General features: G+C 74.0%; 20 protein-coding genes and 1 pseudogene. 11 read left to right on the top strand and 10 right to left on the bottom strand.

Features of this window, described 5'->3' with window-relative positions:
* Positions 1–36: 36 nt before the first annotated feature.
* The 3 genes from ACRAKJ_RS11385 to ACRAKJ_RS11375 are packed head-to-tail and all read right to left on the bottom strand — an operon-like array spanning position 37 to position 3,408.
* Entirely contained in the window at positions 37–1,644 is a 1,608-nt protein-coding gene (locus ACRAKJ_RS11385; RefSeq protein ID WP_438920020.1) for a RecQ family ATP-dependent DNA helicase, read from the bottom strand.
* Positions 1,637–2,989: a M20/M25/M40 family metallo-hydrolase gene (locus tag ACRAKJ_RS11380; RefSeq protein ID WP_438920019.1), complete on the bottom strand. Its 1,353-nt coding sequence runs from the start codon at positions 2,987–2,989 to the stop codon at positions 1,637–1,639. Before ACRAKJ_RS11380 ends, ACRAKJ_RS11385 begins: the two co-directional genes overlap by 8 nt.
* A complete protein-coding gene (locus ACRAKJ_RS11375; protein ID WP_438920018.1) occupies positions 2,986–3,408 on the bottom strand; it encodes a DUF2243 domain-containing protein in 423 nt (140 codons plus the stop codon). Before ACRAKJ_RS11375 ends, ACRAKJ_RS11380 begins: the two co-directional genes overlap by 4 nt.
* Positions 3,409–3,649: 241 nt before the next feature.
* On the opposite strand from ACRAKJ_RS11375, the gene ACRAKJ_RS11370 reads away from it, so the two are divergent.
* The 3 genes from ACRAKJ_RS11370 (at position 3,650) to ACRAKJ_RS11360 (ending at position 7,046) form a co-directional block, all read left to right on the top strand.
* Entirely contained in the window at positions 3,650–4,483 is an 834-nt protein-coding gene (locus ACRAKJ_RS11370; RefSeq protein ID WP_438920064.1) for an alpha/beta fold hydrolase, read from the top strand.
* A gap of 87 nt (positions 4,484–4,570) precedes the next feature.
* Complete coding sequence (locus ACRAKJ_RS11365) at positions 4,571–6,241, top strand: discoidin domain-containing protein (RefSeq protein WP_438920017.1); 1,671 nt, start codon at positions 4,571–4,573, stop codon at positions 6,239–6,241.
* Positions 6,242–6,290: 49 nt separating this feature from the next.
* A complete protein-coding gene (locus ACRAKJ_RS11360) occupies positions 6,291–7,046 on the top strand; it encodes an SDR family NAD(P)-dependent oxidoreductase (protein WP_438920016.1) in 756 nt (251 codons plus the stop codon).
* Positions 7,047–7,121: 75 nt separating this feature from the next.
* Here ACRAKJ_RS11360 and ACRAKJ_RS11355 read toward each other — a convergent pair whose 3' ends face one another.
* A complete protein-coding gene (locus ACRAKJ_RS11355; RefSeq protein WP_438920015.1) occupies positions 7,122–8,627 on the bottom strand; it encodes an FAD-dependent oxidoreductase in 1,506 nt (501 codons plus the stop codon).
* A 9-nt stretch (positions 8,628–8,636) separates the two neighbouring features.
* Between ACRAKJ_RS11355 and ACRAKJ_RS11350 the strand changes: the two genes are divergently transcribed.
* On the top strand, positions 8,637–9,695 hold the full coding sequence (locus ACRAKJ_RS11350) for an AraC family transcriptional regulator ligand-binding domain-containing protein (protein WP_438920014.1): 1,059 nt from the start codon (positions 8,637–8,639) through the stop codon (positions 9,693–9,695).
* 112 nt (positions 9,696–9,807) lie between these two features.
* Entirely contained in the window at positions 9,808–10,671 is an 864-nt protein-coding gene (locus tag ACRAKJ_RS11345) for an SDR family NAD(P)-dependent oxidoreductase (protein ID WP_438920013.1), read from the top strand.
* 302 nt (positions 10,672–10,973) lie between these two features.
* Here the strand turns inward: ACRAKJ_RS11345 and ACRAKJ_RS11340 are convergent.
* Positions 10,974–11,573 (bottom strand): annotated as a pseudogene (locus ACRAKJ_RS11340) (class I SAM-dependent methyltransferase); the annotation flags it as partial.
* 80 nt (positions 11,574–11,653) lie between these two features.
* On the opposite strand from ACRAKJ_RS11340, the gene ACRAKJ_RS11335 reads away from it, so the two are divergent.
* Both ACRAKJ_RS11335 and ACRAKJ_RS11330 read left to right on the top strand, forming a co-directional pair.
* Positions 11,654–13,312 carry a peroxidase family protein gene (locus ACRAKJ_RS11335; RefSeq protein ID WP_438920012.1) on the top strand — a complete coding sequence of 553 codons (1,659 nt, stop codon included), beginning with the start codon at positions 11,654–11,656 and terminating at the stop codon, positions 13,310–13,312.
* A gap of 32 nt (positions 13,313–13,344) precedes the next feature.
* Positions 13,345–13,755, top strand: a complete 411-nt coding sequence (locus ACRAKJ_RS11330) for a DoxX family membrane protein (RefSeq protein WP_438920011.1) — start codon at positions 13,345–13,347, stop codon at positions 13,753–13,755.
* A gap of 48 nt (positions 13,756–13,803) precedes the next feature.
* On the opposite strand, the gene ACRAKJ_RS11325 is transcribed toward ACRAKJ_RS11330, so the two are convergent.
* On the bottom strand, positions 13,804–14,502 hold the full coding sequence (locus ACRAKJ_RS11325; RefSeq protein ID WP_438920010.1) for an FCD domain-containing protein: 699 nt from the start codon (positions 14,500–14,502) through the stop codon (positions 13,804–13,806).
* A gap of 66 nt (positions 14,503–14,568) precedes the next feature.
* On the opposite strand from ACRAKJ_RS11325, the gene ACRAKJ_RS11320 reads away from it, so the two are divergent.
* The 4 genes from ACRAKJ_RS11320 to metH all read left to right on the top strand — a co-directional run bounded on the left by ACRAKJ_RS11320 (position 14,569) and on the right by metH (position 21,008).
* A complete protein-coding gene (locus ACRAKJ_RS11320) occupies positions 14,569–15,297 on the top strand; it encodes a heterodisulfide reductase-related iron-sulfur binding cluster (RefSeq protein WP_438920009.1) in 729 nt (242 codons plus the stop codon).
* A complete protein-coding gene (locus tag ACRAKJ_RS11315) occupies positions 15,294–16,688 on the top strand; it encodes an LUD domain-containing protein (RefSeq protein WP_438920008.1) in 1,395 nt (464 codons plus the stop codon). The genes ACRAKJ_RS11320 and ACRAKJ_RS11315 overlap by 4 nt, the downstream gene beginning before the upstream one ends.
* The gene (locus ACRAKJ_RS11310; RefSeq protein WP_438920007.1) at positions 16,685–17,320 is read left to right on the top strand and encodes an LUD domain-containing protein; all 636 of its coding nucleotides are present in this window, start codon (positions 16,685–16,687) and stop codon (positions 17,318–17,320) included. Before ACRAKJ_RS11315 ends, ACRAKJ_RS11310 begins: the two co-directional genes overlap by 4 nt.
* 100 nt (positions 17,321–17,420) lie before the next feature.
* Positions 17,421–21,008, top strand: coding sequence for a methionine synthase (gene metH / locus ACRAKJ_RS11305; protein WP_438920006.1), 3,588 nt, complete (start codon positions 17,421–17,423; stop codon positions 21,006–21,008).
* Positions 21,009–21,582: 574 nt separating this feature from the next.
* On the opposite strand, the gene ACRAKJ_RS11300 is transcribed toward metH, so the two are convergent.
* The 4 genes from ACRAKJ_RS11300 to ACRAKJ_RS11285 form a co-directional block, all read right to left on the bottom strand.
* Positions 21,583–24,660, bottom strand: coding sequence for an efflux RND transporter permease subunit (locus ACRAKJ_RS11300; protein ID WP_438920005.1), 3,078 nt, complete (start codon positions 24,658–24,660; stop codon positions 21,583–21,585).
* Positions 24,661–25,016: 356 nt separating this feature from the next.
* Positions 25,017–25,433, bottom strand: a complete 417-nt coding sequence (locus tag ACRAKJ_RS11295) for a hypothetical protein (protein WP_438920004.1) — start codon at positions 25,431–25,433, stop codon at positions 25,017–25,019.
* On the bottom strand, positions 25,433–25,807 hold the full coding sequence (locus tag ACRAKJ_RS11290) for a hypothetical protein (protein ID WP_438920003.1): 375 nt from the start codon (positions 25,805–25,807) through the stop codon (positions 25,433–25,435). Before ACRAKJ_RS11290 ends, ACRAKJ_RS11295 begins: the two co-directional genes overlap by 1 nt.
* 46 nt (positions 25,808–25,853) lie before the next feature.
* A complete protein-coding gene (locus ACRAKJ_RS11285; protein WP_438920002.1) occupies positions 25,854–26,306 on the bottom strand; it encodes a GNAT family N-acetyltransferase in 453 nt (150 codons plus the stop codon).
* Between the last annotated feature and the right edge of the window lie 17 nt (positions 26,307–26,323).

The raw sequence follows: 26,323 nt of genomic DNA, 5'->3' as shown, positions 1-26,323 counted from the left end.
GCTAGTGCGGCGCACCGGCCCCCGCACGACGGGTGGTCAGCCCGGGTGCCTGCCGAGCAGGTCCGCCGCGTGCACCGCCTCCAGCGACAGCGTCTTGTACCCGACCTCGCCGAACAGCACGGTCACCCGGTCGGTCTCGCTGTGCACCACCGTGCCCTCGCCCCACTCGGCGTGGTGCACGCGGGACTGGGCCGGGTACTCGGGGTTGAGCGACACCCCGGTGCCCGCGTCGCCGCTCCGGCAGGTGTCGCAGTTGCCGCAGGCCCGTTCCAGCACCTCGCCGAAGTACCCGAGCAGGTGCTGCCGCCGGCACGCCCTGGTCTCGGCGTACGCCCGCAGCACCTCGATGCGGGACTTGTCGAGCCGCTGGAGCCGCTCCGCCTCCGCCGCGGCCAGGTCGGCGGCGCGCGCCGGGTCCTCGACGAGCCGGAACCGGCCCTTCGCGGCGGTGACCGCGCCGGTGGTCTCCAGCAGGTTCACCCAGGAGGTGACCCGCTGCCGCGACGTCCCCGACTCGCGGGCGAGTTCGGTGACGCGCAGCCCGGGGTGCTCCCCGATGAACGCGGCCAGCCGGGCGAGGCCGTCGCGGTCGACGCGCCGGGACTGGAGGAACCGCTGGAGCCCCAGGTCCTGCGGCCGGTAGAACAGCACGGCCCGCGCCGGGTCGCCGTCGCGGCCCGCCCGCCCGATCTCCTGGTAGTAGGCGTCGAGCGAGCCGGGCGCGGAGGCGTGCGCGACGAACCGCACGTCCGGCTTGTCGATGCCCATGCCGAACGCGGAGGTCGCCGCCACCACGTCGACCCGGCCGGTCATGAACGCGTCCTGCACTCGGTCGCGGTCGGCGGCCTTCATGCCCGCGTGGAACGGCTCGGCCCGCACGCCCTTGGCGGACAGCTCCTCCGCGTACCGGGCGGCGTCCTTGCGGGTCGCCACGTACACCAGGCCGGGCCCCGGCTCCTCGACCACCCAGTCGCGCACCGCGCGCCGCTTCTCGTCGTCGGAGTGGTGCAGCCGCACGTCGAGCGACAGGTTCGGCCGGTCGAAGCCGAGCGTCACCACGGCCGGGTCGCGCATGGCGAGGTGCTCGACGACGTCCTCGCGCACGGCGGGCCCGGCGGTGGCGGTGAGGGCGAGCACGGGCGGGCGGCCGAGGCGTTCGGCGGCGGAGGCCAGGCGCAGGTAGTCGGGCCGGAAGTCGTGGCCCCACGCGGACACGCAGTGCGCCTCGTCCACGACGAGCAGCGCGGGCCGACCGAGGCGCTCCACCACCTCGGGGTTGGCCAGCTGCTCCGGCGACACGAACAGGTACCGGGCCCCGCCGGACGCCACGGCGTCCCACGCGGCGGCGTTGTCCACTTCGGACTGTCCCGAGTTGACCAGCACCGCGGGCGGCGCGCCGCTGTCGCGCAGCGCGGCGACCTGGTCGCGCTGGAGGGCGATCAGCGGCGACACGACGACCACCAGGCCGTCCAGCAGCACGCCCGGCACCTGGTAGACGGCGGACTTCCCGGCCCCGGTGGGCAGCACCACGACCACGTCGCGCCCGGCCATGACGTGCGTCATCGCGTCCAGCTGCTCGTCGCGCAACGACGACCAGCCGAACACCTCGGACGCGGTCTCCCGCAACCGCGCGCGGTCACCCACGGGCCAGCCCCTCCCAGAAGCGCGCCAGCACCGCCGCACCGGCGAGCAGCACGTCCACCCGGGCGCGTTCGTCGGCGGAGTGCCAGCGGTCCTCGGGCAGCCCGGTGCCGAAGAACACCAGGGGCGCGCCCAGCCGCTCGGCGATCCGGTGCGCCGGGCCGCCGCCCGCGTTGCCCATGACCCCGACCGGCCGCCCGAACTCCTCGCCCACGGCGTCCACCAGCACGCGCAGGGCGGGCAGGTCGTCGGGCGTGCGGTACGGCTCCTGCGCCGTGTCCCCGCTGAGCGCCACCTCGTGCTCGTAGGGCGGGGCCACCGTGTCGGCGAGCCACCGCTCCAGCAGTTTCCCGATCTCCTCGGTGCTCTGGTCGGCGACCGTGCGGATGCTCAGGTCGGCGCTCGCGACGGTCGGGATCGTGGCGCGCGGCGGGCCGTCGACGTCCCCGGCGCGCAGCGACAGCACCTCCAGCGTCGGCCGCGCCCACAGGGACTCCGGCGCGCTGTAGCCGGGTTCGGCGACAATGGCGCGGGTCCCGGTGCGCTCCACCCAGTCGTCCTCGTCGAACGGCAGGTCGGCGTAGGCGGCCCTGGTCGCCGCGGCCGGTTCGCGCACCCGGTCGTGGAAGCCGGGCAGCGCGACCCGGCCCTCGTCGTCGTGCAGCAGCGCGAGGACGCGGCACAGCTCGTGCACGGGGTTGGGCGAGGTGCCGGAGACCGCGCCGCTGTGCACGTCGCGCGCCGGGCCGCGGACCTCCAGGTGCGCCAACGTCGTCCCGAGCACGCTGGTGCACACGGCCGGGTGGTCGGCGTGCAGCAGCAGGGTGTCGGTGTACACGACCAGGTCGGCGGCCAGGCGCGGGTCGCCCAGCAGGTCGGGCAGGTGCGCGGAGCCGGTCTCCTCCTCGCCCTCGACGAGGACGACGAGGTTCACCGCGGGCGCCTCCCGGTCGCGCAGGTGCGCCCGCAGGCCCCACAGGTGGCTCAGCACCTGGCCCTTCGCGTCGGACGCGCCCCGGGCGTGCACGGCGCCGTCGCGCACGACGGGGTCGAACGGCGGCGTCTCCCAGGGCGCGTCACCGGGCGGGCGCACGTCGTGGTGGCTGTAGACCAGCACGGTCGGCGCGCCGGGTGCGGCGCACCAGCGGGCGAACACCGCGTCCGCCGGCCACAGCTCGACCTCGGGGAAGCCGACCGACCGCAGCGCGTCGGCCAGCCAGTGGGCGGAGCGGCGCACGTCGTCGGCGTGCTCGGGCACGCCCGCGACGGACGGCACCCGGCACCACGCGACCAGCTCGTCCACGAACCGGTCGCGGTGGGCGTCGAGGAAACCCCGGACCTCGTTCACCGGCGCACCCGTGCCTTCCCGATCGCCACCCCGACCGCGACCAGCACCGCGCCCAGCACGAGGAAGCCCAGGTCGTAGGCCAGCTCGTGCGGACCGTGCCGGACGTGGTGCACGCCCAGCACGAGGTGGTCGACGACGCCCTCCACGAGGTTGAACACGCCCCAGCCGGCCAGCACCCCGCCCCACAGCACGCGGGCGGGCCGCGGCCCCGAGCGGTTGAGCAGCGCCACGCCGGCCAGCACGAGCAGCAGGCACAGCAGGTGGAACAGGCCGTCGCCGATCATGTTCGCGTGCGGGTCGTCCGGGTACCAGCCGGACAGCATGTGGTGCCAGCCCAGGAGCTGGTGGATCACGATCCCGTCGATGAAGCCGCCGATGCCCAGCCCCAGCACCAGCGACGCCCGGTCCACCCTCGTCATGGGGCCGGGTTAGCCCGCGACGGACGGGTCAAACGCGGGCGGAACCCACCAGGGCGGTCACGGCAGGGTGCCACTGGCGGCCGGCGGGGCCGGCGTGCGCCTGCCGCACGTGCCGCCGTGCCGCCGCTCGGCCAGGTCGGTGATCGCGGCGGACGCGGCCGGCGGGGCGGTGGTGGTCGGCGGCGTCCTGCTCCCCCGGCGTCCTGCTCACGCGGCGACCGGGTCGTGCCAGGATCAGGACATGAGCACCACTCTCGTCTTCGTGCCCGGCTCCAACAGCAACTCCTTCTCCTACGCGCCGCTGCTGCGCGAGCTGGCCCTGCTCGGCGTGCGCGCCCTCGCCGTGGACCTGCCGGGGCACGGGTACGCGGCCACCGTCCCCGCCGCCTACCAGGCGCAGGACCCGGAGGGCCTGGCCACCGCGCCCACCGGCCTGGCCGGGGTGTCGCACGAGGACAACGTGGCGCACGTGGTCGAGGTGGTGCGGCGGGCCGCCGGGCACGGGCCGGTGGTGCTGGTCGGCCACAGCCGGGGCGGGTTCACCGTCACGTCGGTGGCGAACCGGGTGCCGGAGCTGCTGTCCCGGGTCGTCTACGTGTCGGCGTGGTGCTGCGTGGACCTCTCCCCCGCCGAGTACGCGGCACAGCCCGAGTACGCGTCGAGCGCGCTGCACGACACCGCGGGCGTGCTGGCGGCCGCCCCGGCGGCGCTGGGCGCGCTGCGGCTGAACTGGCGCACGTCCGACCCGGCGCTGCTGGCCGCGCTCACCACCGCGCTGCACGCCGACGGCACGGAGTCGGAGGTGCTGGTCAGCCTCGGGCTGCTCGAACCGGACGAGGGCCTGGACGTCGGCGCCGACCGGGTGGACGCGGCGACCTGGGGCCGGGTGCCGCACACCTACGTGCGCCTGGCCCGTGACCGCTCGATCCCGGTGGCGTTGCAGGACCGGTTCGTCCGCGAGGCCGACGCGCTGACCCCGGGCAACCCGTTCGACGTGCGCACGCTCGACAGCAGCCACGTGGGCTTCCTGATCCACCCGGAGGAGGCCGCCGGCCTGTTCGCCGACCTGGCCTGATCCCGGGAATCCCGGTTTGTCAGTTTCTTGCGCGTCGCTGCTCACTTCTTGCATCCTGAGGTCGTCCCTCCAACGAAGGAGTGCGCGGTGTCCCTGTCACGCAGGACGTTCCTCGGGTCGGCCCTCGCCGCCTCGACCATCGGTGCCGCCTCGGCCACCTCCCCCGCCCTCGCGGCCAGTCCGCCCGGTGACGTCGTCGGCAAGGTCACCGTCGGCTACCAGGGGTGGTTCGCCGCCAAGGGCGACGGCTCGCCGCTGGACGGCTGGTGGCACTGGAGCGACGACTGGGGGCAGCCGCCGTCGCCGTCGAACCACGCGCTGACGGCGTGGCCGGACATGACCGACTACGAGCGCGAGTACACCACCGCGTTCGGGACGCTCGGCGACGGCAGCCCGGCGACGGTGTTCTCCAACCACGACTACCAGGCGGTGGACGTGCACTTCCGCTGGATGCGCGAGTACGGCTGCGACACCGCCGCGCTCCAGCGGTTCAACCCGACCGGCGGCGAGGGGCCGATCCGCGACGCGGTCACCGCGCACGTCCGGCGCGCGGCCGAGGCGCACGGCGTGAAGTTCTACATCATGTACGACGTCACCGACTGGGCGAACATGCAGTCGGAGATCAAGGCCGACTGGCTGGGCAAGATGAAGGCGCACACCTCGTCCCCGGTGTACGCCCGGCAGAACGGCAAGCCGGTGGTGTGCGTCTGGGGCTTCGGCTTCAACGACCCGGGCCGCCCGTTCACCCCGCAGCAGTGCCAGGACGTGGTCGACTGGTTCAAGGGCCAGGGCGTCTACCTGATCGGCGGCGTGCCGACGCACTGGCGGCGCGAGGTCGAGGACTCCCGGCCGGGGTTCGCGAACGTGTACCGCAGCTTCCACATGCTCTCGCCGTGGATGGTGGGCCGGATCGGGAACGTCGCGGACGCGGACCACTTCCACGCCAACGTCAACGGCCCCGACCAGGCCGAGTGCACCCGCCTCGGCATCGACTACCAGCCGTGCGTGCTGCCCGGCGACCTGTCGCGGCGGCACCGGGCGCACGGCGACTTCATGTGGCGGCAGTTCTACAACGCGGTCCGCTTGGGCGTGCAGGGCGTCTACATCTCGATGTTCGACGAGTACAACGAGGCCAACCAGATCGCCAAGACACCGGAGACGCAGGCGGGCATCCCGGTCGGCTCCGGCTTCCTGGCCCTGGACGAGGACGGCACGCGCTGCTCGTCGGACTACTACCTGCGGCTCACCGGCGACGGCGGGAGGATGCTCAAGGGCCTCATCCCGCTGACCGCCGTGCGGCCGACGAAACCGGTGCCCGACACCGGCCCGCCCCCCGTCGACCGCGACCTCGCGGCCGGGCGGCCGACCGCGCAGAGCAGCCAGACCCAGGGCTACGGCAGCCACCTCTCGGTGGACGGCGACCCGCACACCTACTGGGAGAGCGCCAACAACGCGTTCCCGCAGTGGGTGCAGGTGGACCTGGGCTCGACGGCCTCGCCGAAGCGGATCGGGCTGGGCCTGCCGCCGAACCCGGCGTGGGGCGGGCGCACGCAGACCGTCGCGGTGGAGGTCAGCGCGAACGGGTCGACCTTCACCACGCTCGTGGGCGCGACCGGGTACGCGTTCGACCCGGCGACCGGGAACGCGGTGACGGTCGCGCTGCCGGCGGGCGCGCAGGCGAGGTACGTGCGGCTGCGGTTCACCGGCAACACCGGGTGGCCGGCGGGTCAGCTGTCCCGGTTCCAGGTGTTCGGTTGAGCGGTGCTCCCGGACGCTGTGGGAGCGCTCCCGGGGTAGGCTCCGCCGCATGGTGAGCGTGTTCGTGACGGGGTCGTCGGACGGTATCGGGCAGGAGACGGCGGCGACGCTCGTGGCCCTCGGGCACCGGGTGGTGCTGCACGCGCGGAACGACGAGCGGGCCGAGCAGGCGATGGCCGCCGTCCCCGGCGCCGACGGCGTCCTCGTCGGCGACCTCGCGTCGCTGGCCGGGACCCGCGCCCTGGCGACCGCCGCCGCCGCCCCCTTCGACGTGGTCGTCCACAACGCGGGGCTCGGCGGTGGCCTGCCGTCCAGGGTCGTCACCGAGGACGGCCTCGAACTGCTGTTCCAGGTCAACGTGCTGGCGCCGTACCTGCTGACGGCCCTGATGCCCAGGCCGGGGCGGCTGGTCTACCTGACGTCCGGCCTGGAGGCCCAGGGCGTCGCCGACCTGACCGACCTCCAGCACGAGCGCGGCCCGTGGGACGGGATGCAGGCGTACTCGGACTCGAAGCTGCTCGACGTGGTGCTGGCGTTCGCGGTGGCCCGGCGCTGGCCGGACGTGCCGAGCAACGCGGTCGACCCGGGCTGGATCAAGACCAAGCTGGGCGGTCCGGGCGCGACCGACGAGCTGCCCAGGGGGGCGGAGACCCAGGTGTGGCTCGCGACCACCGACGCGCCGGTGACCGGGCGCTACCTCAAGTGGCGCGAGGAGCTGCGCGCCAACCCGGCCGCCTACGACGAGGCGGTCCAGGACGGCCTGCTCGCGGCGTGCGCGGAGCTGACCGGCGTCACCCTGCCCTGAGGCGGCACCGACCCCGGGGCGCACCGGTCGACCCGCACCGGTCGACCCGCGCCGGGGACGCGCCGGCCGAGCGCGTCACCGCCCCGGCAGGACCGGTGCCCCCGCGCGGTCGGGGCGGTCGGCGGGCGTGCCGACCAGGTCGCGACCGAGGTCGCCGCGCAGCGTGGCCACCGCGTCCAGCACGTAGTTCTGCCGCACCCGCCACGGCCCGGTGTGCCCCTGGCGCGGAAACGCGTGGACGGCCCGCTGCACGTACCCCGACGCGAGGTCCAGCAGCGGTCGCCGCTCCAGCGCGCGCCCGGGCGTCGGGACCACCGCCGCGTAGCCGTTCCGGTCCATGAACCGGAGCACGCGGCACACCAGGCGCGAGGTGAGGTCGGCCCGCAGCGTCCACGACGCGTTGGTGTAGCCGACGCACACGGCGAAGTTCGGCAGGTTCGTGACCATCGCGCCGCGCCACAGGAACTGGTCGGGCAGCGGGACCGCGCGGCCGTCCACCGACGGCTCGATCCCGCCGAACGCGAGCAGCCGCAGGCCGGTCGCGGTCACCACGACGTCGGCCTCCAGCACCCGCCCGGACCTCAGCCGCACGCCCTCGGGCACGAAGGTGTCGACGTGGTCCGTCACGACCGACGCGCGGCCCGCCGTGACGGCGGTGAACAGGTCGGCGTCGGGGATCGCGCACAGGCGCTGGTCCCACGGGTCGTACGTGGGCGTGAAGTGCTCGCGCACCGCCTCGGCGTCGCCGAGGACCTTCGTGGACAGTCCGGTGAGCACCTTGCGCGCGACCTTCGGGAAGCGGCGGCAGAACTGGTAGAACGCCAGGCCGAACGTGATGTTCTTGGCCCGCACCACCCGGTGCGCCACGCCCGCGGGCAGCAGCGCGCGCACCTTGTCGGCGATCTTGTCGCTGCCCGGCACGGGGCTGATCCAGGTGGGCGAGCGCTGGAGCATGGTGACGTGCGCGGCGGTCCGGGCCATCGACGGCACCAGCGTCACCGCCGTCGCGCCGCTGCCGATCACCACGACCCGCTTGCCCGCGTGGTCGAGGTCCCCGGGCCAGAACTGGGGGTGCACCACCCGCCCGGTGTAGTCCTCGACGCCGGGGAACACCGGGTCGTGGCCCCGGTCGTAGTCGTAGTAGCCCGCGCACGCGTAGAGGAAGCCGCACGTCATCGTGCTCTCGACGACCTCGCCGTCCGGCCCGCGCCGGCGCAGGGTCAGCGTCCACCGGTCGGTCGCGGTGGAGAAGTCCGCCGCCACCACCTTCGTGCCGTAGCGGACCAGGCGGTCGATGCCGTGCTCGGCGGCCGTCTCCCGCACGTAGCGCAGGATCGACGGGCCGTCCGCGATCGACTTCGCCTCGCGCCACGGCCGGAACGGATAGCCGAGCGTGAACATGTCCGAGTCCGACCGGACGCCCGGGTAGCGGAAGAGGTCCCAGGTGCCGCCCATGGCGTCGCGCGCCTCGACGACCGCGACGGACTTGTCCGGGCACTCCGTGCGCAGCCGGTAGGCCGCGCCGACGCCGGACAGTCCGGCGCCGACGATCACGACGTCGAGGTGCTCGGGAGCGGTCATGGTCCCAGTGTGCTGGAGGCCGTACCCGCCGACTTGACCGGGGGCGACAAGTATTTGACCCTGGACGACATGTCGGTGATCCGCTCCGCGGGCCTGCGCGGCTTCCGCGCGACCGTGGCCGAGCTGGGCGGCCGGGCCGAGGACTACGCCCGCGCGGCCGGGTTGCCGACGGCCGCGCTGGACGTGGACGACCTGCTGGTGTCCGACCGCGTGGTGGCCGACGTGCTGGAGGTTGCGGCGGCCGAGCTGCGGTGCCCCGACCTGGGGCTGCGGGTGGCCGCCCGGCAGGACTTCGGCATGCTCGGCCCGCTCGCGCTGGCCATCCGCCACTCCCCCACCGTCGCCGACGCGCTGGAGTGCACCTCGCGCTACCTGTTCGTGCACGCGAGGTCGCTGAGCCTCGCGCTGGTGGACGACCCGTACGGCGCGCCGGACCTGGTCGCGCTGCGCTACGGCCTGCCGCCGGGCCTGCCGGTGTCCGTGCAGGCGACCGACCTGGGCCTGGGCTTCCTGCACCGCTCGATCCGGTACCTGCTGGGCGACCGCTACCGCCTGCGCGGCGTGGAGCTGCCCTACCCGCCGGTCGCACCCCTGGCCGCGTACGAGGAGTTCTTCGGCGCGACCGTCCACACCGGACGGGAGGCGCCGATGCTCCGGATGCCCCGGGCGCTGACCCGCGAACCCCTGGCGGGCGGCGACGAGCGCGTGTGGCGCCTGGCGCTGGCGTTCCTCGCCGAGCAGGCGCCGGGCGACCACGGCACGGCGTCGAGGGTGCGCGGCGTGCTGACCCGGTCGCTGGGCACGGTCCCGCCGGAGATCACCGCCGTGGCCCGCCTGCTGGCCCTGCACCCGCGCACCCTGCAACGCCGCCTGGCCGCCGAGGGCACCACGTTCCACCGGGTGCTCGACGAGGTGCGCCGGGACGCCGCCAAGCGCTACCTGACCACGACCGACGTCCCCCTGGGCCAGGTGGCGGCCATGCTGGGCCTGTCGGAGCAGTCGGCCCTGACCCGCTGCTGCCGCCGCTGGTTCGGCGCCACCCCCACCGCCGTCCGCCGCGGCGGGTGACCTGCCGCGGCGTCCTCGTGTCGCGCCGGGTCAAGTTCCTGTCGCGCCCGGTCAAGTCAGGCCCTTCCCCCACCCGGCAGACTGGACGCCCAGACCCGTTCGAGGAGGCCGCATGTCCAAGCTCCCCCGGTTCGCGTTCCGCGGTGGCACGGCCGTCGTCACCGGCGCGGCGAGCGGCATGGGCGAGCAGGTGGCGTACGGCCTCGCCCGGCGCGGCTGCCACCTGGTGCTGCTCGACCGGGACGCGGAAAGGCTGGGGGCCGTGGCGTCCCGCATCACCGGCGTCGACGTCGACACCCTCGTGGTCGACCTGGCGGACGTCGACGCGCTCGACGGCGTCGCCGCGAAGGTCGTCGCCGACCACCCGCGGATCACGCTGCTGGTCAACAACGCGGGCGTCGCGCTCGGCGGCACGTTCGACCAGGTCTCCGCCGAGGAGTTCGACTGGGTGCTGGCCGTCAACCTGCGGGCCCCGGTGGCGCTGACCCGGCTGCTGCTGCCGACCCTGCTGGCCTCGCCGGGCAGCCACGTCGTCAACGTCTCCAGCCTGTTCGGCCTCATCGGCCCGCCCGGCCAGACCGCCTACTCCACCAGCAAGTTCGCCCTGCGCGGGTTCAGCGAGTCGCTCCGCCACGAGCTGGCCGACCGGGGCGTCGGCGTGACCTGCGTGCACCCCGGCGGCATCCGGACGCGGATCGCCGAGACCGCGCGCGTCGCCGCCGCCGCGAGCGAGGCCGACGCCGAGGCGGGCAAGGAGGGGTTCGCCAAGCTCCTCACCTACCCGGCGGACAAGGCCGCCGAGCAGATCCTGGCGGGCGTCGAGAAGCGCCGGGGCCGCGTGCTCATCGCCTGGACGGCGGTCGTCCCCGACCTGCTGGCCAGGCTGTTCCCCACCTCGTACATGGCCGTGATGAACCGCCTGAGCCCGTCCACGGCCCGCAACGCCCAGCGCCGCGCCACCCCCGCCGAACGGTAGCGCCACCACGGGTCCGCCCACCCCGGCGCGGTCACGGTGAACAGCACGTACCCGCAGCTCAACGCCCGGCGGCCGGGGTGGGCCGCGACCCACGCGTCCACCACGTCCGCCGGGAACTCGATCCGCAGCACCGCCTCCAACTCGGCGGCGTCGCGGCACCGCCACGAGGACATCACCGCGGTCCGCTCGGCGCCCCGCACCTGCCACCACGCGTCCGTCGTCTCCGCCGCGCCCTGCGCCGACGACCACGGCGACGCCCCGGGCAACCCGGCGAACTCCCCCTCGCGCCAGTCGTTGTCGATCACCACCAGCCGCCCGCCCGGCCGCAGCACCCGCAGCACCTCCCGCAACCCGCCCGAGCAGTCGGGCGGGAAGAAGTACGCGAACCGCGCGTGCACCACGTCCACGCTCGCGTCGGCCAACGGGATGTGCTCCGCCGACCCGGCCGGCACCGCCCCCGCCGGCACCCCCTCCCGCACCCGGGCCCGCGCCAGCAGGCCGGGGTCCGGCTCGACCCCGACCACCCGCCCCGCGTCGGCGTACCGCGGCAACCAGAACCCGGTGCCGCAGCCCAGGTCGAGCAGCGTGCACCCGGCCAGTCGGCCCGCTCGCGCAACGCGGCCCACAGCACCCCGTCGGGGTCGATCGCCTCGTTCTCGCGTTCTTACACGTCCGGGTGGTCGGCGATGTTGGGCGCGCGGTGGAAGTCGGGGAACACCGGGCACACGGTGGACCGCGCACCGGCGGGACCCGTCCCAGGTGAACGCGCCACCGCCTCGGGTGGGTGGATTCACAGGTCCTCTCAGGAACACCGGTGAGCTGGGGGTTGCCACGCCACCTGGACTAGGCCATCCGGGGTATTGCCCGAAGGGCGCGTATTCGACGCCCGCCGGCTGGTACATGTGTAGTACGAGGCGGCCACAGGGGGTGCGCCCGCCTCGCCCCCGGCTGCGGCCGGGCATCTCATGATCCGGGGGGATCAATGAAAAAGCACGGCACCGACAGCTTCTTCGTCGTCGGCGAGGGAGTGCTGGAGTTCGACCGCGGCGGCGAGGCGCGGACGCGCCGACCGAGCACGGTCGAGGAGCTGCGCCGGTTCCGGTTCTCGCGACTGGGCCCGACCGGGACGCAGCTGGACGAGGGGACCAGGACGGCCCTGGCCCAGGCGATGACGGACGCGGCGGCGGTCCAGCGGGACTCGGCGAACCCGCCGATCCCGGCGGGCTTCACCTACCTGGGCCAGTTCGTCGACCACGACCTGACCATGGACCGCAGCGAGTCGCAGCTCGGCGAGGACGTGAACCTCGACGAGCTGGTGCAGGGCCGTTCACCGGCGCTGGACCTCGACTCGCTCTACGGCCGCGGCCCGGAGGACCGCACCGACCGTGCCTTCTACGCCGCAGACCGGGTGAAGCTGAAGGTCGGCACGACCTCGCCCGCGGCGGCGAGCGGGCCGCTCAGCCAGGCGATGGAGGGCTTCGACCTGCCGCGGTTGGGCCAGACCGGCCTGACCGAGGAGGACCGCAGGCGCCCGTTGATCCCGGACGAGCGCAACGACGAGAACCTGGCCGTCGCCCAGACGCACCTGGCGTTCATCAGGTTCCACAACCGGGTCGTCGACGAGCTGGCGCTGCGCGGCCTGACCGGGCGGCGGCTGTTCGAGGCGGCGCGCGAGCAGGTGGTGCGGCACTACCAGTGGGTGCTGCGCCACGACTTCCTGCCGCGCGTGGTGGACCCGGCGATCGTGGACGACGTGTTCACCAACGGCAGGCGCTTCTTCGAGGCGCCCCGCCGGGGGCGACCGCCGGTGGGCCTGCACCCGACGATGCCGCTGGAGTTCTCGGTGGCCGCGTACCGGTTGGGGCACAGCATGATCCGGGCCTCGTACGAGTGGAACCGGGTGTTCAACACGCCGAACGGGATCGCGGGGACGCTGTTCCTGCTGTTCGTGTTCAGCGGGACGTCCGGCAACTTCGACCCGGGCTCGGCGCTGCCGGACCTGGACGACCCGAACCACGAGAGCGTCGACGCGCTGCCCACCAACTGGATCGCCGACTTCCGCCGGCTGTACGACTTCGCCGAGGCCGACCGGCCGGACCTCGCGCCGCCCGTCGACGGCGGCAACGTGACCAAGCGGCTCGACTCGCTGCTGGTGGACCCGCTCAGGCAGTTGCCGGCGGGCACCTTCGACGGGCGCGGCACGGTGGTCACGGAGATCCAGCGCAACCTCGCCTTCCGCAACCTGACCCGGGCGAACATGGTCCGGCTCGCGAGCGGGCAGCAGATGGCGGAGTTCCTGGAGGTGGAACCGCTGACGGCCGAGCAGGTCCTGGTCGGCGACGGCGGCGCGAGCCTGGAGTCGCTGACCGACGAGCAGAAGGCCGCGGTGACCGCCGCGACCCCGCTGTGGTTCTACGTCCTGCGCGAGGCCGAGTTCACCGGCGGCCGGCTCGGGGCGGTCGGCGGCCGGATCGTCGCGGAGGTGTTCCACCGAGCGATGGAGGGCAGCCGGACGTCCATCGTGCGCGAGCCGTCGTGGCGGCCCACGCTCGGTCCGGACCGGCGGACGTTCCGGATGGTCGACCTGCTCCTCTTCGCGTTCGAGGGCAAGGCCGACCTGCTCAACCCGCTGGGCGACTGACCGTGCCGGCCCGCTTGGGGGAGCGGACCGGGGTGGGCGGGAAGCTCGACCGCTGGGCGGCGCCCGCGCTGCGGGTGTCGATCGCCGTCGTGTTCGTCTGGTTCGGAGTGCTCAAGGTGACCGGTGACTCGCCGGTCGCGGAGCTGGTCGGGGCCGCCGTGCCGTGGGTGGACCGGGGTGTCCTGGTGCCCGCGCTGGGGTGGTTCGAGGTCGTGCTGGGTGTGGCGTTGCTGCTCGGGCGGCTGCCGCGGCTGACGCTGGTCGTCGTGGCGGTCCACCTGGCGGGGACCTTCGTGGTCTTCGTCCGGGCGCCGGCCCTCGTGGTGATCGGGGGCAACCCGCTGCTGCTGACCGCGAACGGCGAGTTCGTGCTGAAGAACGTGGTGCTCATCTGCGCCGCCCTGGTGCTGCTCGGGAGGGCGTCGGGGCGCGGGGAGGGCTGACCGCGCGCCCCGGTCCCCGGTCCTCCCGGGGACCGGGGACCGGGCCCGTCACCCGCCGGTGTGGCGGGCCCACTCGCGGTGGAAGCCGCGGACGTGCCGGGTCACCCTGGTCGCCGCCAGTTCCGGGTCCCCGGAGCGCACGGCGCGCAGGATGGCCCGGTGCTCGCGGCGCAGGCGGACGGCCGTGCGCGACCAGTCGGGCAGTTCCCGCACGGCGTCGAGCACGGCCTGCTGGATCGCGTCGCGCAGGCCGGCCATCACGGCGGTGTTGACCGCGTTGCCCGCGGCGGCGGTGAGGGCCACGTGGAAGTCGGCGTCGAGCCGGTGGAACGCGTCGGCGTCCAGGTCGGGGTCGTCCATGCGGTCCAGCAGGGCGGCGGCGCGGAGCAGGTCGGGGTGGTCCGGGTTGGCGGCGGCGGAGCGCACCGAGTGGCTCTCGATCATGACCCGGGTGTCCACCAGGTCGCCCATCGGCAGCCGCCGGGTCGCCAGGTGCAGGCGCAGGGCCGCGCCGAGGCCGCCCGCCGGGTCGGCGATGACGGTGGTGCCCGCGTCCGGTCCCGAGCCGACGCCGCTGCGCACCACGCCCAGGGCCTGCAGCACGCGGATCGCCTCGCGCACGGTGGCGCGGCTGACGCCCAGCTCCTCGGCGAGCCTGCGTTCGGCGGGCAGCTGCTCCCCCACGCCGAGCCTGCCCGCGGTCAGCTCCGACTCCACGTGCCGCAGCACCGCGCCGTATCCGGACACCTCGCGCCTCCTGTGGCCTGACCACAGCCCTGGTGTGGTCTGACCACAGAGTCTAAGCTCACCGGCGTGAGAGTCGCGCTGTTCGTCACGTGCCTGGTCGACGGGCTGTTCCCGGACGTCGGCAAGGCCACCGTCCGGCTGCTGGAACGGCTCGGCCACGAGGTGGTCGTCCCGCCGGCGCAGACGTGCTGCGGCCAGATGCACGTCAACACCGGCTACCCGGGCCAGGCGCTGCCGGTCATCCGCAACCACGTCAGGGCGTTCGAGGACGCCGAGGTGGTCGTCACGCCGTCCGGCTCGTGCGCGGGCTCGATCCGCCACCAGCACGCCGACGTGGCCCGCGGGCAGGGCGACCGGGGGTTGGCCGAGGCGGCGGAGGCGACCGCGGGGCGCACGTACGAGCTGTCGGAGTTCCTGGTCGACGTGCTCGGCCTCACCGACGTGGGCGCGTACTTCCCGCACCGCGTCACCTACCACCCCACGTGCCACTCGCTGCGCGTGCTCGAGGTCGGTGACCGGCCGCTGCGGCTGCTGCGCGCCGTGGAGGGCATCGACCTGGTCGAGCTGCCCTCCGCCGAGACGTGCTGCGGGTTCGGCGGCACGTTCGCGGTGAAGAACGCCGACACGTCCACCGCCATGCTCGCGGACAAGATGAGCAACGTCATCGGCACGCGGGCGGGCGTGCTCACGGCGGGCGACGCGTCGTGCCTGATGCACATCGGCGGCGGCCTGAGCAGGCTGCGCAGCGGCGTCCGCCCCCTGCACCTGGCGCAGGTCCTGGAGCACACGCGATGACCTTCCTCGGCATGCCCGCCGGCCGCGGCAACCTGAGCGGCGCCCCGTTCCCGGGTGCGGCGCGCACCGCGTTGGGCGACGCCCAGCTGCGCCGCAACCTGGCCAAGGCGACCACCACGATCCGGGCCAAGCGCGCGGGCGTCGTGGCCGAGCTGCCCGACTGGGCGGAGCTGCGCGCGGCCGGCGCGGCGATCAAGGACGACGTGCTGGCCAACCTCGACGAGTACCTGGTCCGGTTCGAGGAGGCGCTGACCGCGCGCGGCACGACCGTGCACTGGGCGCGCGACGCCGACGAGGCCAACCGGATCGTCACCGACCTGGTCCTCGCCACCGGCACGAGCGAGGTGATCAAGGTCAAGTCGATGGCCACCGCCGAGATCGGCCTCAACGAGGCGCTGGAGGCGGTCGGCGTGCACGCCGTGGAGACCGACCTGGCCGAGCTGATCGTGCAGCTCGGGAACGACCGGCCGAGCCACATCCTGGTGCCCGCCATCCACCTCGGCCGGGCCGAGATCCGGGAGGTGTTCCGGCAGCACATGCCCGGCGTCGACCCGGACCTCACCGCCGACCCGCGCGCGCTCGCCGAGGCCGCCCGCGAGCACCTGCGGCGGAAGTTCCTCACCGTCGACGTGGCGATCTCGGGCGCGAACTTCGGCATCGCCGACACCGGCTCGCTGGTCGTGGTCGAGTCCGAGGGCAACGGCCGGATGTGCCTCACGCTGCCGCGCACGCTGATCAGCGTGGTCGGCATCGAGAAGATGCTGCCGTCATGGCGCGACCTGGAGGTGTTCCTCCAGCTGCTGCCCCGCTCGTCCACCGGCGAGCGGATGAACCCCTACACGTCCGTGTGGACCGGCCCCACCGAGGGCCAGACCAGCCACGTCGTGCTGGTCGACAACGGCCGCACCGCCACCCTCGCCGACCCGGACGGGCGAGCCGCGCTGCGCTGCATCCGCTGCTCGGCGTGCCTGAACTCGTGCCCGGTCTACGAGCGCACCGGCGGCCACGCGTACGGCTCGACCTACCCGGGTCCGATCGGCGCGGTGCTGTCGCCGCAGCTCACGGGCGTGCTGGAGAACCCGACGCTGCCGTTCGCGTCCTCGCTGTGCGGGGTCTGCTACGACGTGTGCCCGGTCGCGATCGACATCCCGTCGATGCTGGTGCACCTGCGCGGCCGGGTGACCGCGGCCAAGCGCGCCACGCCCGAGTCGACCGCCATGCGCGCCCTGTCCTGGGTCATGTCCGACGCGCGCCGCTGGCGCAGGTTCACCCGGTTGGGCAAGTTCGGCCGGTTGGCGAGCAGGCACGTGCCGCTGCCCGGCTGGTCGGTGGCCCGGGACGTGCCGCAGCCGCCGCAGGAGACGTTCCGCGACTGGTGGGAGAACCGATGAGCGCCCGTGACGAGGTCCTCGCCCGCGTGCGCCGGGCCAAGGGCCCCGGTCAGGCCCCTCCGGTCCCGCGCGACTACCGCGCGGCCGGCACCCGGGTCGCCGACCTGGACCTGTTCGCCGAACGCCTGCGCGACTACCGGGCGCAGGTCCGCGTGGTGCCCGCCGACCGGGTCGCCGAGGCCGTCGCCGAGGCCCTGCGCGACCGGGGCGCGCGGACCGTCGTCGCCGCGCCGGGCGTCCCCCCGGAGTGGGCGCCCGGGGCGACCCGGACCCCCGTGGGCGTCGACGAGCTCGACCGCGCCGACGCCGTGGTCACCGGCTGCCGGGTGGCCGTCGCCGAGACCGGCACGATCGTGCTCGACCACGACGCGCCCGACCAGGGGCCGCGCGCGCTGACCCTGGTGCCCGACTACCACCTGGTGGTGGTGCGGGAGGAGCAGGTCGTGGCCGGTGTCCCGGACGCCGTGGCCCGGCTGGCGGGCGTGCGCACGCAGACCTGGATCAGCGGCCCGTCCGCGACCAGCGACATCGAGCTGGAACGCGTCGAGGGCGTGCACGGGCCGCGCACCCTGGAGGTCGTGATCGCCTCCCACATCATGGGCGGAACTGACCAGAACGGCGTTGTTCGGTAGCATCGCCGTGCCGGCCGAGAGGCGCTGCAACGGGCGAGGGCCCGCCACGCTCGGCCACCTGACCACCACAAGGGCGCCTCCCCACGACGGGAGGCTGCGCGTGTCGGAAAACGCCCTGCGTGAACTGCTCGACCAGCGCGTCGCCGTGTTGGACGGCGCGTGGGGGACGATGCTGCAAGCCGCGGGCCTCAGCCCGGCCGACTACCGCGGCGACCTGCTCACCGACCACTCGCACGACGTCACCGGCGACCCGGACCTGCTCAACCTGACCCGACCGGACGTCATCCTCGACGTGCACCGCCAGTACCTGGCGGCGGGCGCGGACATCACCACCACCAACACGTTCACCGCGACGTCCATCGCCCAGGCCGACTACGGCCTGGAAGGGCTCGTGCGCGAGATGAACGTGCGCGGCGCGCAGCTCGCCCGCCAGGCCGCCGACGAGGTGGGCGGCCGGTTCGTGGCCGGCTCGGTCGGCCCGCTCAACGTGACGCTGTCGCTGTCGCCGCGGGTGGAGGACCCGGCGTACCGGACGGTGACGTTCGACCGGGTGCAGGCCGCGTACGAGGAGCAGATCAGCGCGCTCGCCGAGGGCGGCGTGGACCTGCTGCTCATCGAGACGATCTTCGACACGCTCAACGCCAAGGCCGCCGTCGCCGCCGCGCGCGAGGTCGCGCCGCACCTGCCGCTGTGGATCTCGGTCACCATCGTCGACCTGAGCGGCCGCACGCTGTCCGGCCAGACCGTCGAGGCGTTCTGGAACTCCATCGCCCACGCCGAGCCGCTCGTGGTGGGCGTGAACTGCTCGCTCGGCGCGGCCGAGATGCGGCCCCACGTGCAGGACCTGGCGCGCCTCGCGAACACCTACACCGCCAGCCACCCCAACGCGGGCCTGCCCAACGCGTTCGGCGGCTACGACCAGACGCCCGAGGAGACCGCCGAGCTGCTGCGCGGGTTCGCCGAGGAGGGCGTGGTCAACGTCGTCGGCGGCTGCTGCGGCACCACGCCCGCGCACATCGCGAAGGTGGCGGCGGCGGTCCGGGGCATGGAGCCGCGCACCCTCGCCCGGGTGCCCGACCGCACCCGGTTCAGCGGCCTGGAGCCGTTCGAGATCGGCCCGGACACCGGGTTCGTCATGATCGGCGAGCGCACCAACGTGACCGGCTCGGCGAAGTTCCGCCGGCTGATCGAGGGCGAGGACTTCCAGGGCGCGGTGGACGTGGCGCTGGACCAGGTGCGCGGCGGCGCGAACCTGCTCGACGTCAACATGGACGCCGACCTGCTCGACAGCGAGCGGGCGATGACCACGTTCCTCAACCTGATCGCCACCGAGCCCGAGATCGCCCGCGTGCCGATCATGGTGGACAGCTCGCGCTGGACCGTGCTCGAAGCGGGCCTGAAGTGCGTGCAGGGCAAGGGCGTCGTCAACTCCATCAGCCTCAAGGAGGGCGAGGAGGAGTTCCTGGCCCACGCCCGGCGCGTGCGCGACTTCGGCGCGGGCGTCGTGGTGATGGCGTTCGACGAGAAGGGCCAGGCCGACACCACCGAGCGCAAGGTCCAGATCTGCGGGCGCGCCTACGACCTGCTGGTGAACGAGGTCGGCTTCCCCGCCGAGGACATCATCTTCGACCCGAACGTGCTGGCCGTCGCCACCGGCATCGCCGAGCACAACGGGTACGCCAAGGCGTTCCTCGACGCCATCCCGCTGATCAAGGAGCGCTGCCCGGGCGTCCGGATCAGCGGCGGCATCTCGAACCTGTCGTTCTCGTTCCGCGGCAACGACACCGTGCGCGAGGCCATGCACTCGGCGTTCCTCTACCACGGCGTGCGGCAAGGCCTGGACATGGGCATCGTCAACGCGGGCCAGCTCGCCGTCTACCAGGACATCCCCGCCGACCTGCTGGAACTGGTGGAGGACGTGCTGTTCGACCGCCGCGAGGACGCCACCGACCGGCTGGTGGCGTTCGCCGAGACGGTGGCCGCCAAGGGCAAGAGGCGGGTCGTCGACCTGGCGTGGCGCGAGGGCACCGTGGCGCAGCGGCTGGAGCACGCGCTGGTGCACGGCATCGTCGACCACGTCGTCGAGGACACCGAGGAGGCCCGGCTCCAGGCGAAGCGCCCCCTCGACGTCATCGAGGGCCCGCTGATGGACGGCATGAAGGTCGTCGGTGACCTGTTCGGCTCGGGCAAGATGTTCCTGCCGCAGGTGGTGAAGTCGGCGCGCGTGATGAAGCGGGCCGTGGCGCACCTGGAACCGTTCATGGACGCCGAGAAGGAGCTGTCCGGCAGCACGCGCGGCAACGGCAAGGTCGTGCTGGCCACCGTGAAGGGCGACGTGCACGACATCGGCAAGAACATCGTCGGCGTCGTGCTGGGCTGCAACAACTACGACGTGGTCGACCTGGGCGTGATGGTGCCCGCGGCGAAGATCCTGGACACCGCGGTCGCCGAGGGCGCGGACGTGGTCGGCCTGTCCGGCCTGATCACGCCGTCGCTGGACGAGATGGTGTCGGTGGCGACCGAGATGCAGCGGCGCGGCCTGAAGCTGCCGCTGCTCATCGGCGGCGCGACGACGTCCCGGCAGCACACCGCGGTGCGCATCGCGCCCGCCTACGACCAGCCCACGCTGCACGTGCTGGACGCGTCGCGGGTGGCCGGCGTGGTGTCCGCGCTGCTGGACCGCGACCGGGCCGAGGAGCTGGCCGAGGCGACGGCGGTCGACCAGCAGCGGCTGCGCGAGGAGCACGAGAACCGGCTGAGCGTGCCGCTGCTGCCCCTCGCGGAGGCGCGCGCGAACCCCGAGGTCGTGTCGTTCGACGACCTGCCCGTGCCCGCGTTCACCGGCGTAAAGGTCGTCTCGCCGCCGCTGGCCGAGCTGCGGGCGATGATCGACTGGACGTTCTTCTTCCTGGCCTGGGAGCTGAAGGGCAAGTACCCGCGCATCCTGCAGACCAACCCGGCCGCGCAGGAGCTGTTCGACGACGCGAACGCGATGCTCGACGAGATCGTCGCGGACGGTTCGCTGACGCCGCGGGGCGTGTACGGCTTCTTCCCCGCGCACAGCGAGGGCGACGACATCGTGGCGGGCACGTGCCGGTTCCCGATGCTGCGCCAGCAGACGCAGAAGCCGACCGGGCGGCCGAACCGCTGCCTGGCCGACTACGTGGCGCCGGCCGGGGACCACATGGGTGGTTTCGCGGTGGCGATCCACGGCGCCGAGGAGCTGTCCGCGCGGTACGAGGCCGAGCAGGACGACTACCGGTCGATCATGGTGAAGGCGCTGGCCGACCGGCTGGCCGAGGCGTTCGCCGAGCACGTCCACCTCCAGGTGAGGCGGGACTGGTTCGAGCCCGACGCCGAGCCGGCGCTGGAGGACCTGCACGCCGAGCGGTTCCGCGGCATCCGGCCCGCGCTGGGGTACCCGGCGAGCCCGGACCACAGCGAGAAGGGCGACCTGTTCGCGCTGCTGGGGGCGGAGGAGGTCGGCATGGCGCTGACCGACTCGTTCGCCATGACGCCGGCGGCGAGCGTGAGCGGCCTGATCTTCGCGCACCCGGCGTCGCGGTACTTCACGGTGGGCCGGATCGGGTTGGACCAGGTCGAGGACTACGCGGCGCGGCGGTGCGTGCCGGTGGCGGAGGTCGAGCGCTGGCTCCGGCCGAACCTGGCCTACGAGCCGGAGGTCTGAGCGAGGAGCGGGGCGAGGTGGGAGGTCGGGGACACGATCGGGTGATCATCGAGGCGAACATGTACGGAAACGCCGTTACGCCACTCGGTGAGACATGAGGAACCCAGCCGCACGCCGGCCGACCCCACCAGCCGCCCGCCAGCTGACCCGCCCCAGCCGGCCCGACCCACCGGCCGCCCCCGGCAGACCCGACCCCGCCGCTCCGGCCCTCGCTGCCCCGCCCCCGCACACGCCCCCGCCCCCGCACACGCGCCGGACTCCCGCGCCGGCACACGCGCCGCCGCCCCCTCGCGCTCCGGCCCGCCCCGCTCCCCTGCCCGCCACACCTCGCGCCCCATCCCGCTCCGCACCCCGCGCCACGCCGCGCCCGCCACACCCGGCCCTGCGCCCACGCCGCGCCCGTCCTCACGCCGCGCGCGGCGGCCAACCACCATGCTGGCCGCCAACCACCAGCCACGAACCGCCGGTCGCGCGTTGGGCGCGCGCCGGCCACCGCCGTCCCCATCGACGCGACGACGCCCCCACCAGGGCGAACCCGGGTGGGGGCGTCGGTTAATGTCACACGATCAGGTGGTTACACCGACACGGGTTCGCGTTCGTCCGCCGGACGCCCCGCCCGCTTGGCCGCACGCCGCTCCTTGCGGCCCTCGACCATCGAGTACAGCGTCGGCACGAGCACCAGCGTCAGCAGCGTGGACGAGATCAGCCCGCCGATCACCACGATCGCCAGCGGCTTGCCGATGAACGCTCCCTCGCCCGTGATGCCCAGCGCCATCGGCAGCAGGGCGAAGATCGTCGCCGCCGCGGTCATCAGGATGGGCCGCAACCGCCGCCGACCGCCCTCGACCACGGCCTCGCGCACCGGCATCCCCTCCCGCCGGTACTGGTTGACCAGGTCGATCAGCACGATCGCGTTCGTCACCACGATCCCGACGAGCATCAGCATGCCGATCAGGGCGGGCAGCCCCAGCGGCGTGCCGGTGAGCAGCAGCAGGCCGATGGCGCCGGTCGCCGCGAACGGGATCGACACCAGCAGGATGAGCGGCTGCACGAGGCTGCGGAACGTCGCCACCATGATCAGGAACACGATCGCGATGGCCGCGAGCATCGCGAGCCCCAGGTCGGCGAACGTCTCCGCCTGGTCCGCGCTCACGCCGCCGATCGAGTACGCCGCGCCGGCCGCCAGGTCGAGCCCGTCGAGCCGCGACGTCAGGTCCGCGGTGACCGCGCCCAGGTCCGAGCCGGTCGCCTTGGCCGACACGGTGGTGCTGCGCGCGCCGTCGGTGCGGCGGACCTGGACCGGGCCGTCCACGACCTCCACGGCCGCGACCTGGCCGAGCGTCACGCCGCCGGGCAGCGGCAGGGCGCGCAGCGCGGCCACGTCGCCGGGCGCGGTGCCGGTGCGCAGCACGACCTGCTGCGGCGCGCCGTCGATCGGCAGCTGGGTGACCGGCACGCCGCGCAGCGCCTGCGCCGCGAACTGGCCGACGGCCTGGCTGCTCAGCCCGCGCGCCGACGCGGCCGCCCGGTCCACGGTGACCTGCACGCGGGGCGCGCTCACGCCGAGGTCGTTGGTGACCTCGCCGACGCCGGGCACGCCGGTCACGGCCTGCTGCACCTGGTCGGCCGCCGCGCGCAGCGACGCCTCGTCGGGCGCGGTGACCAGCACGTCGATGCTGTCCGAGCCGAACCCGGACGCCGCCGCGCCGAACGCCACCTCACCGGTGCCCTCGACGCCGCGCAGCCGCTCGGTGAGCCGCTCCTGCAACGCCTCCAGGTCGGTGCCCTCGCGCACGGTGGCGCGCAGCGAGGTGTCGCCGCTGCCGCCGAACCCGAACGCGGCCAGGCGGTTGTCCGTGCCGATGGTGACCTGGTAGGTCTCGATCTCGTCGGTCTCGGCGAACACGGCCTCGACCTTGCGGGCGGCTTCGTCGCGGGTGGCGAGGCCGGTGCCGGGCGGCAGCTTCTGCGAGCCCTGGAGCGCGGTGCCGCCGGACTGGTCGATGAAGTTGGTCTCCAGGGACCCGGCGAGGCCGAGCGTGCCGCCGAAGATGAACAGCGCGACGAGCAGCGTCGCCCAGCGGCGGGTGGTGGCGAACCGCAGCACGGGCACGTAGGCGCGTTGCAGCGGGCTGCGCTTCTCCTTCTCCAGCACGGCCTGGAGCTCGCGCTCGGCGGCCTCCGGGTCGGTCGGCGCGGCCGGGCGCTTGAGGAACCAGAACGCGAGCACCGGCACGATCGTGAGCGACACGAGCAGGGACGCCAGCAGCGCGACGGTGACCGTGATGGAGAACGGCCCGAACAGCTCGCCCGCGATGCCGCCGACGAACGCGATCGGCAGGAACACGGCGACGGTGGTCAGCGTGGACGCGGTCACCGCGCCCGCCACCTCGCGCACGCCGTCGAGCACGGCGCGCTGCTTGTCCTCGCCGTACCCGAGGTGCCGCTTGATGTTCTCCAGCACCACGATCGAGTCGTCCACCACCCGGCCGACCGCGATGGTGAGCGCGCCGAGGGTGAGCAGGTTGAGCGACAGGTCGCCGGTGTAGAGGGCGATGAGCGCGACCACGACGGACAGCGGGATGGACACCGCGGTCACCAGCGTGGAGCGCAGGGACATCAGGAACAGCAGGATGACGAGCACGGCGAACAGCAGGCCGAGCAGGCCCTCGGTGGTCAGGCCGCTGATGGCCTTCTCGACCTCGGGTCCCTGGTCGAACGCGACGGTCAGCGTGGAGCCGGCGGCCTCGCCGAGTTCGCCGAGCCGGTCGCGCACGGCGTTGGAGATCTCGACGGCGTTGCCGTCGGCGGTCATGGTGACGCTGATGCCGAGCGTGTCCTGCCCGTCGGTGCGGTTGAGCACGCTCGCGGGCTGGGGGGCGGACTCGACGGTGGCGACGTCGCCGAGGCGCACCGGCCCGACGGGCAGGGCGCGCAGGTCGTCGACGGTGCCGACGGGGCTGCCGACCTGCACGGTCAGCGTCTTGTCGGCGTCGGGCACGGTGCCGGCGGGCACGACGGCGCCCGCCGCGGTGAGGGCGGCGGTCAGCGCCTGCGGGTCGACGCGGGCCGCGGCGAGGCGGGCGTAGTCGACGGTGACGGTGACGGCGCGCTCGCGCTCGCCGCTGACGGTCGCCTCGCGGACGCCCGCGAGCGCCTCCAGCTCGGGCACGACCTCGGCGCGCAGCCGGGCGGCGGTGGCGATGTCGTCGTCACCGGAGGTCGCGGCGAGCGCGATCACCGGGATGTCGTCGGTGCCGCCCTGCGCCACGGTCGGCTCGACGCCCTCGGGCAGGCGCGGCTGGAGCCGGTTCACGGCCTGCTGCACCTGCGACACGGCGGCGTCCAGGTCGGTGCCGTAGACGAACATGACCTGGACGGTCGTGGAGCTCTCGGAGGAGCGGGCGAGGACCTGCTCGACGCCGTCGACGCCGCGCACGGCGGACTGGATCGGCTCGGCGACCTGGCTGTCCACGAGGTCCGGCGACGCGCCGGGGTACTGGGCGATGACCACCGCGGCGGGCAGCTCGATGGACGGGAACAGCTGCTGCTTGATGGAGGGCAGCGTCAGCACGCCGAAGCCGAGGACGACGAGGCTGAGCAGCCCGACGAGACCTCGGTTGGCCAGGCTCAGGCGAGCCAGCACGGACATCTTCAGGCATCTCCTTGGTGGGCGGGCCGGTTCGGCGCGACGGCGCGCGGGCCCGCGGGCGGATGGGCGAACGCTCGCACACCCCACCTGAGAACGGGCTCAGACATGGGTTGGTTGCCGCGACCCCGTCCAGTGTCGTGACCTGCGGTTACGCCCGCACCGGAACGGTTCGCGCGGACAGGTGATCTTCCTCACCGAAGAGTGAGGCCGGGGGACCCCTCCCCCGGCCTCCGCGTCCACGACGGCGTGCCCTGCCGGGACACCCGAAGGTTGTGGTGCCACCGCGGACGGCTGACGGGCACCGCACCGTGGCCGCCGCCGATCAATTACCCCACACCGGCCGCGGCGGGTTCAGCTCACCCCCTGCGGGAGTCCGCACCGGTGCGGTCGGTGCGCCTGAGCCACAGCAGGCCGAGCACGGGCAGGACGAGCGGCACGAACCCGTACCCCGCGCCGAAGTGCGACCACACCGTGGCGTCGGGGAAGGCGGCCGGGAACACCAGGCTCGCCGCGCCGACCAGCACGACCCCGGCCAGCTCCGCGGCGCACGCGAGGTAGGCGACCCGGCGCGGCGCGACCCCGGCGAGCGCCAGCGCGGCCACGACGTACACGACGGCCGCGAGCGCCGACAGCAGGTAGGCCAGCGGCGCCTGGTCGAACCGGGTGGCCAGCTGCACGCCGGAGCGCGCCGCGGCGGCGATGGCGAAGACCCCGTACACCGCGATCAGCATCCGCCCCGGCCCGGACCGGGTGGTCTCCGCGAGGGACCCCATCAGGCGCCCCACACCTGGTTGGCGCGCAGGACCATCGCGGGCACGCTGAACAGCGCGACGGCCAGCACGCCCGCGCCCCACCGCGAGCGCTCGGCGAGCGACCAGAACGCCCCGAGCGGCAGGATGAGGACCGCGGTGAGCAGGTAGCCGATGAACGTGGGCGTGTCGATCTCCCGGTCCAGGCCGATCGCCCGCACCACGCCGGCGACGAACTGCACGAGCAGGCCGGCCTCCAGCAGCACCACGACCCCGGCGAGCCCGAGGGTGGCCTTGGTGGCGAGCGTGATGGGCTTGTCGGCGACGACGAGCACGAGCGACCACGTGCCCGCGACGAGGCCGAGGACCGTGAGGGCGGTGGAGAGGGCTTGGATCATCCGGACTTCCCGTGAGCACGACGACTACCGCGCAACGTACTCCGCGTCACGACAGGGCCTGCTTGAAGCCCTCGTGCGAGGCGGTGAACCCGAGCCGCTCGTAGAAGCGGTGGGCGTCGGCGCGGGACTTGTCGGAGGTCAGCTGCACCACCGAGCAGCCCCGGTCGCGGGCCTCCGCCACGGCCCACCGCACCAGCAGCTCGCCCAGCCCCCGCCGGCGCGCGGCGGAGGCGACGCGGACGCCCTCGACCTGGGCCCGCGTCGCGGCCCGCCGGGACAGGCCGCGCAGCACGGTGAGCTGGAGCGTGCCGACCACCTGGCCGTCGTCCTCGGCCACCACCAGCACCTCGTGCGCGGCGGCGTCGAGCAGGGCGAACGCGTCGAGGTAGGGGGTGAGGTCGGCGGGGTCCTCGCGCCGGGCGCCCAGCGGGTCGTCGGCGAGCAGGGCGACGATCGACGGGACGTCCTCGGCGGTGGCGCGGCGGATGATCGCGGTCATCCGCCCATCACACCGCA

It is taken from the genome of Saccharothrix sp. DSM 118769, assembly GCF_052936295.1.
Note: the sequence above shows the minus strand (reverse complement) of the source record. Positions and strands in the feature narration are given on the sequence as shown.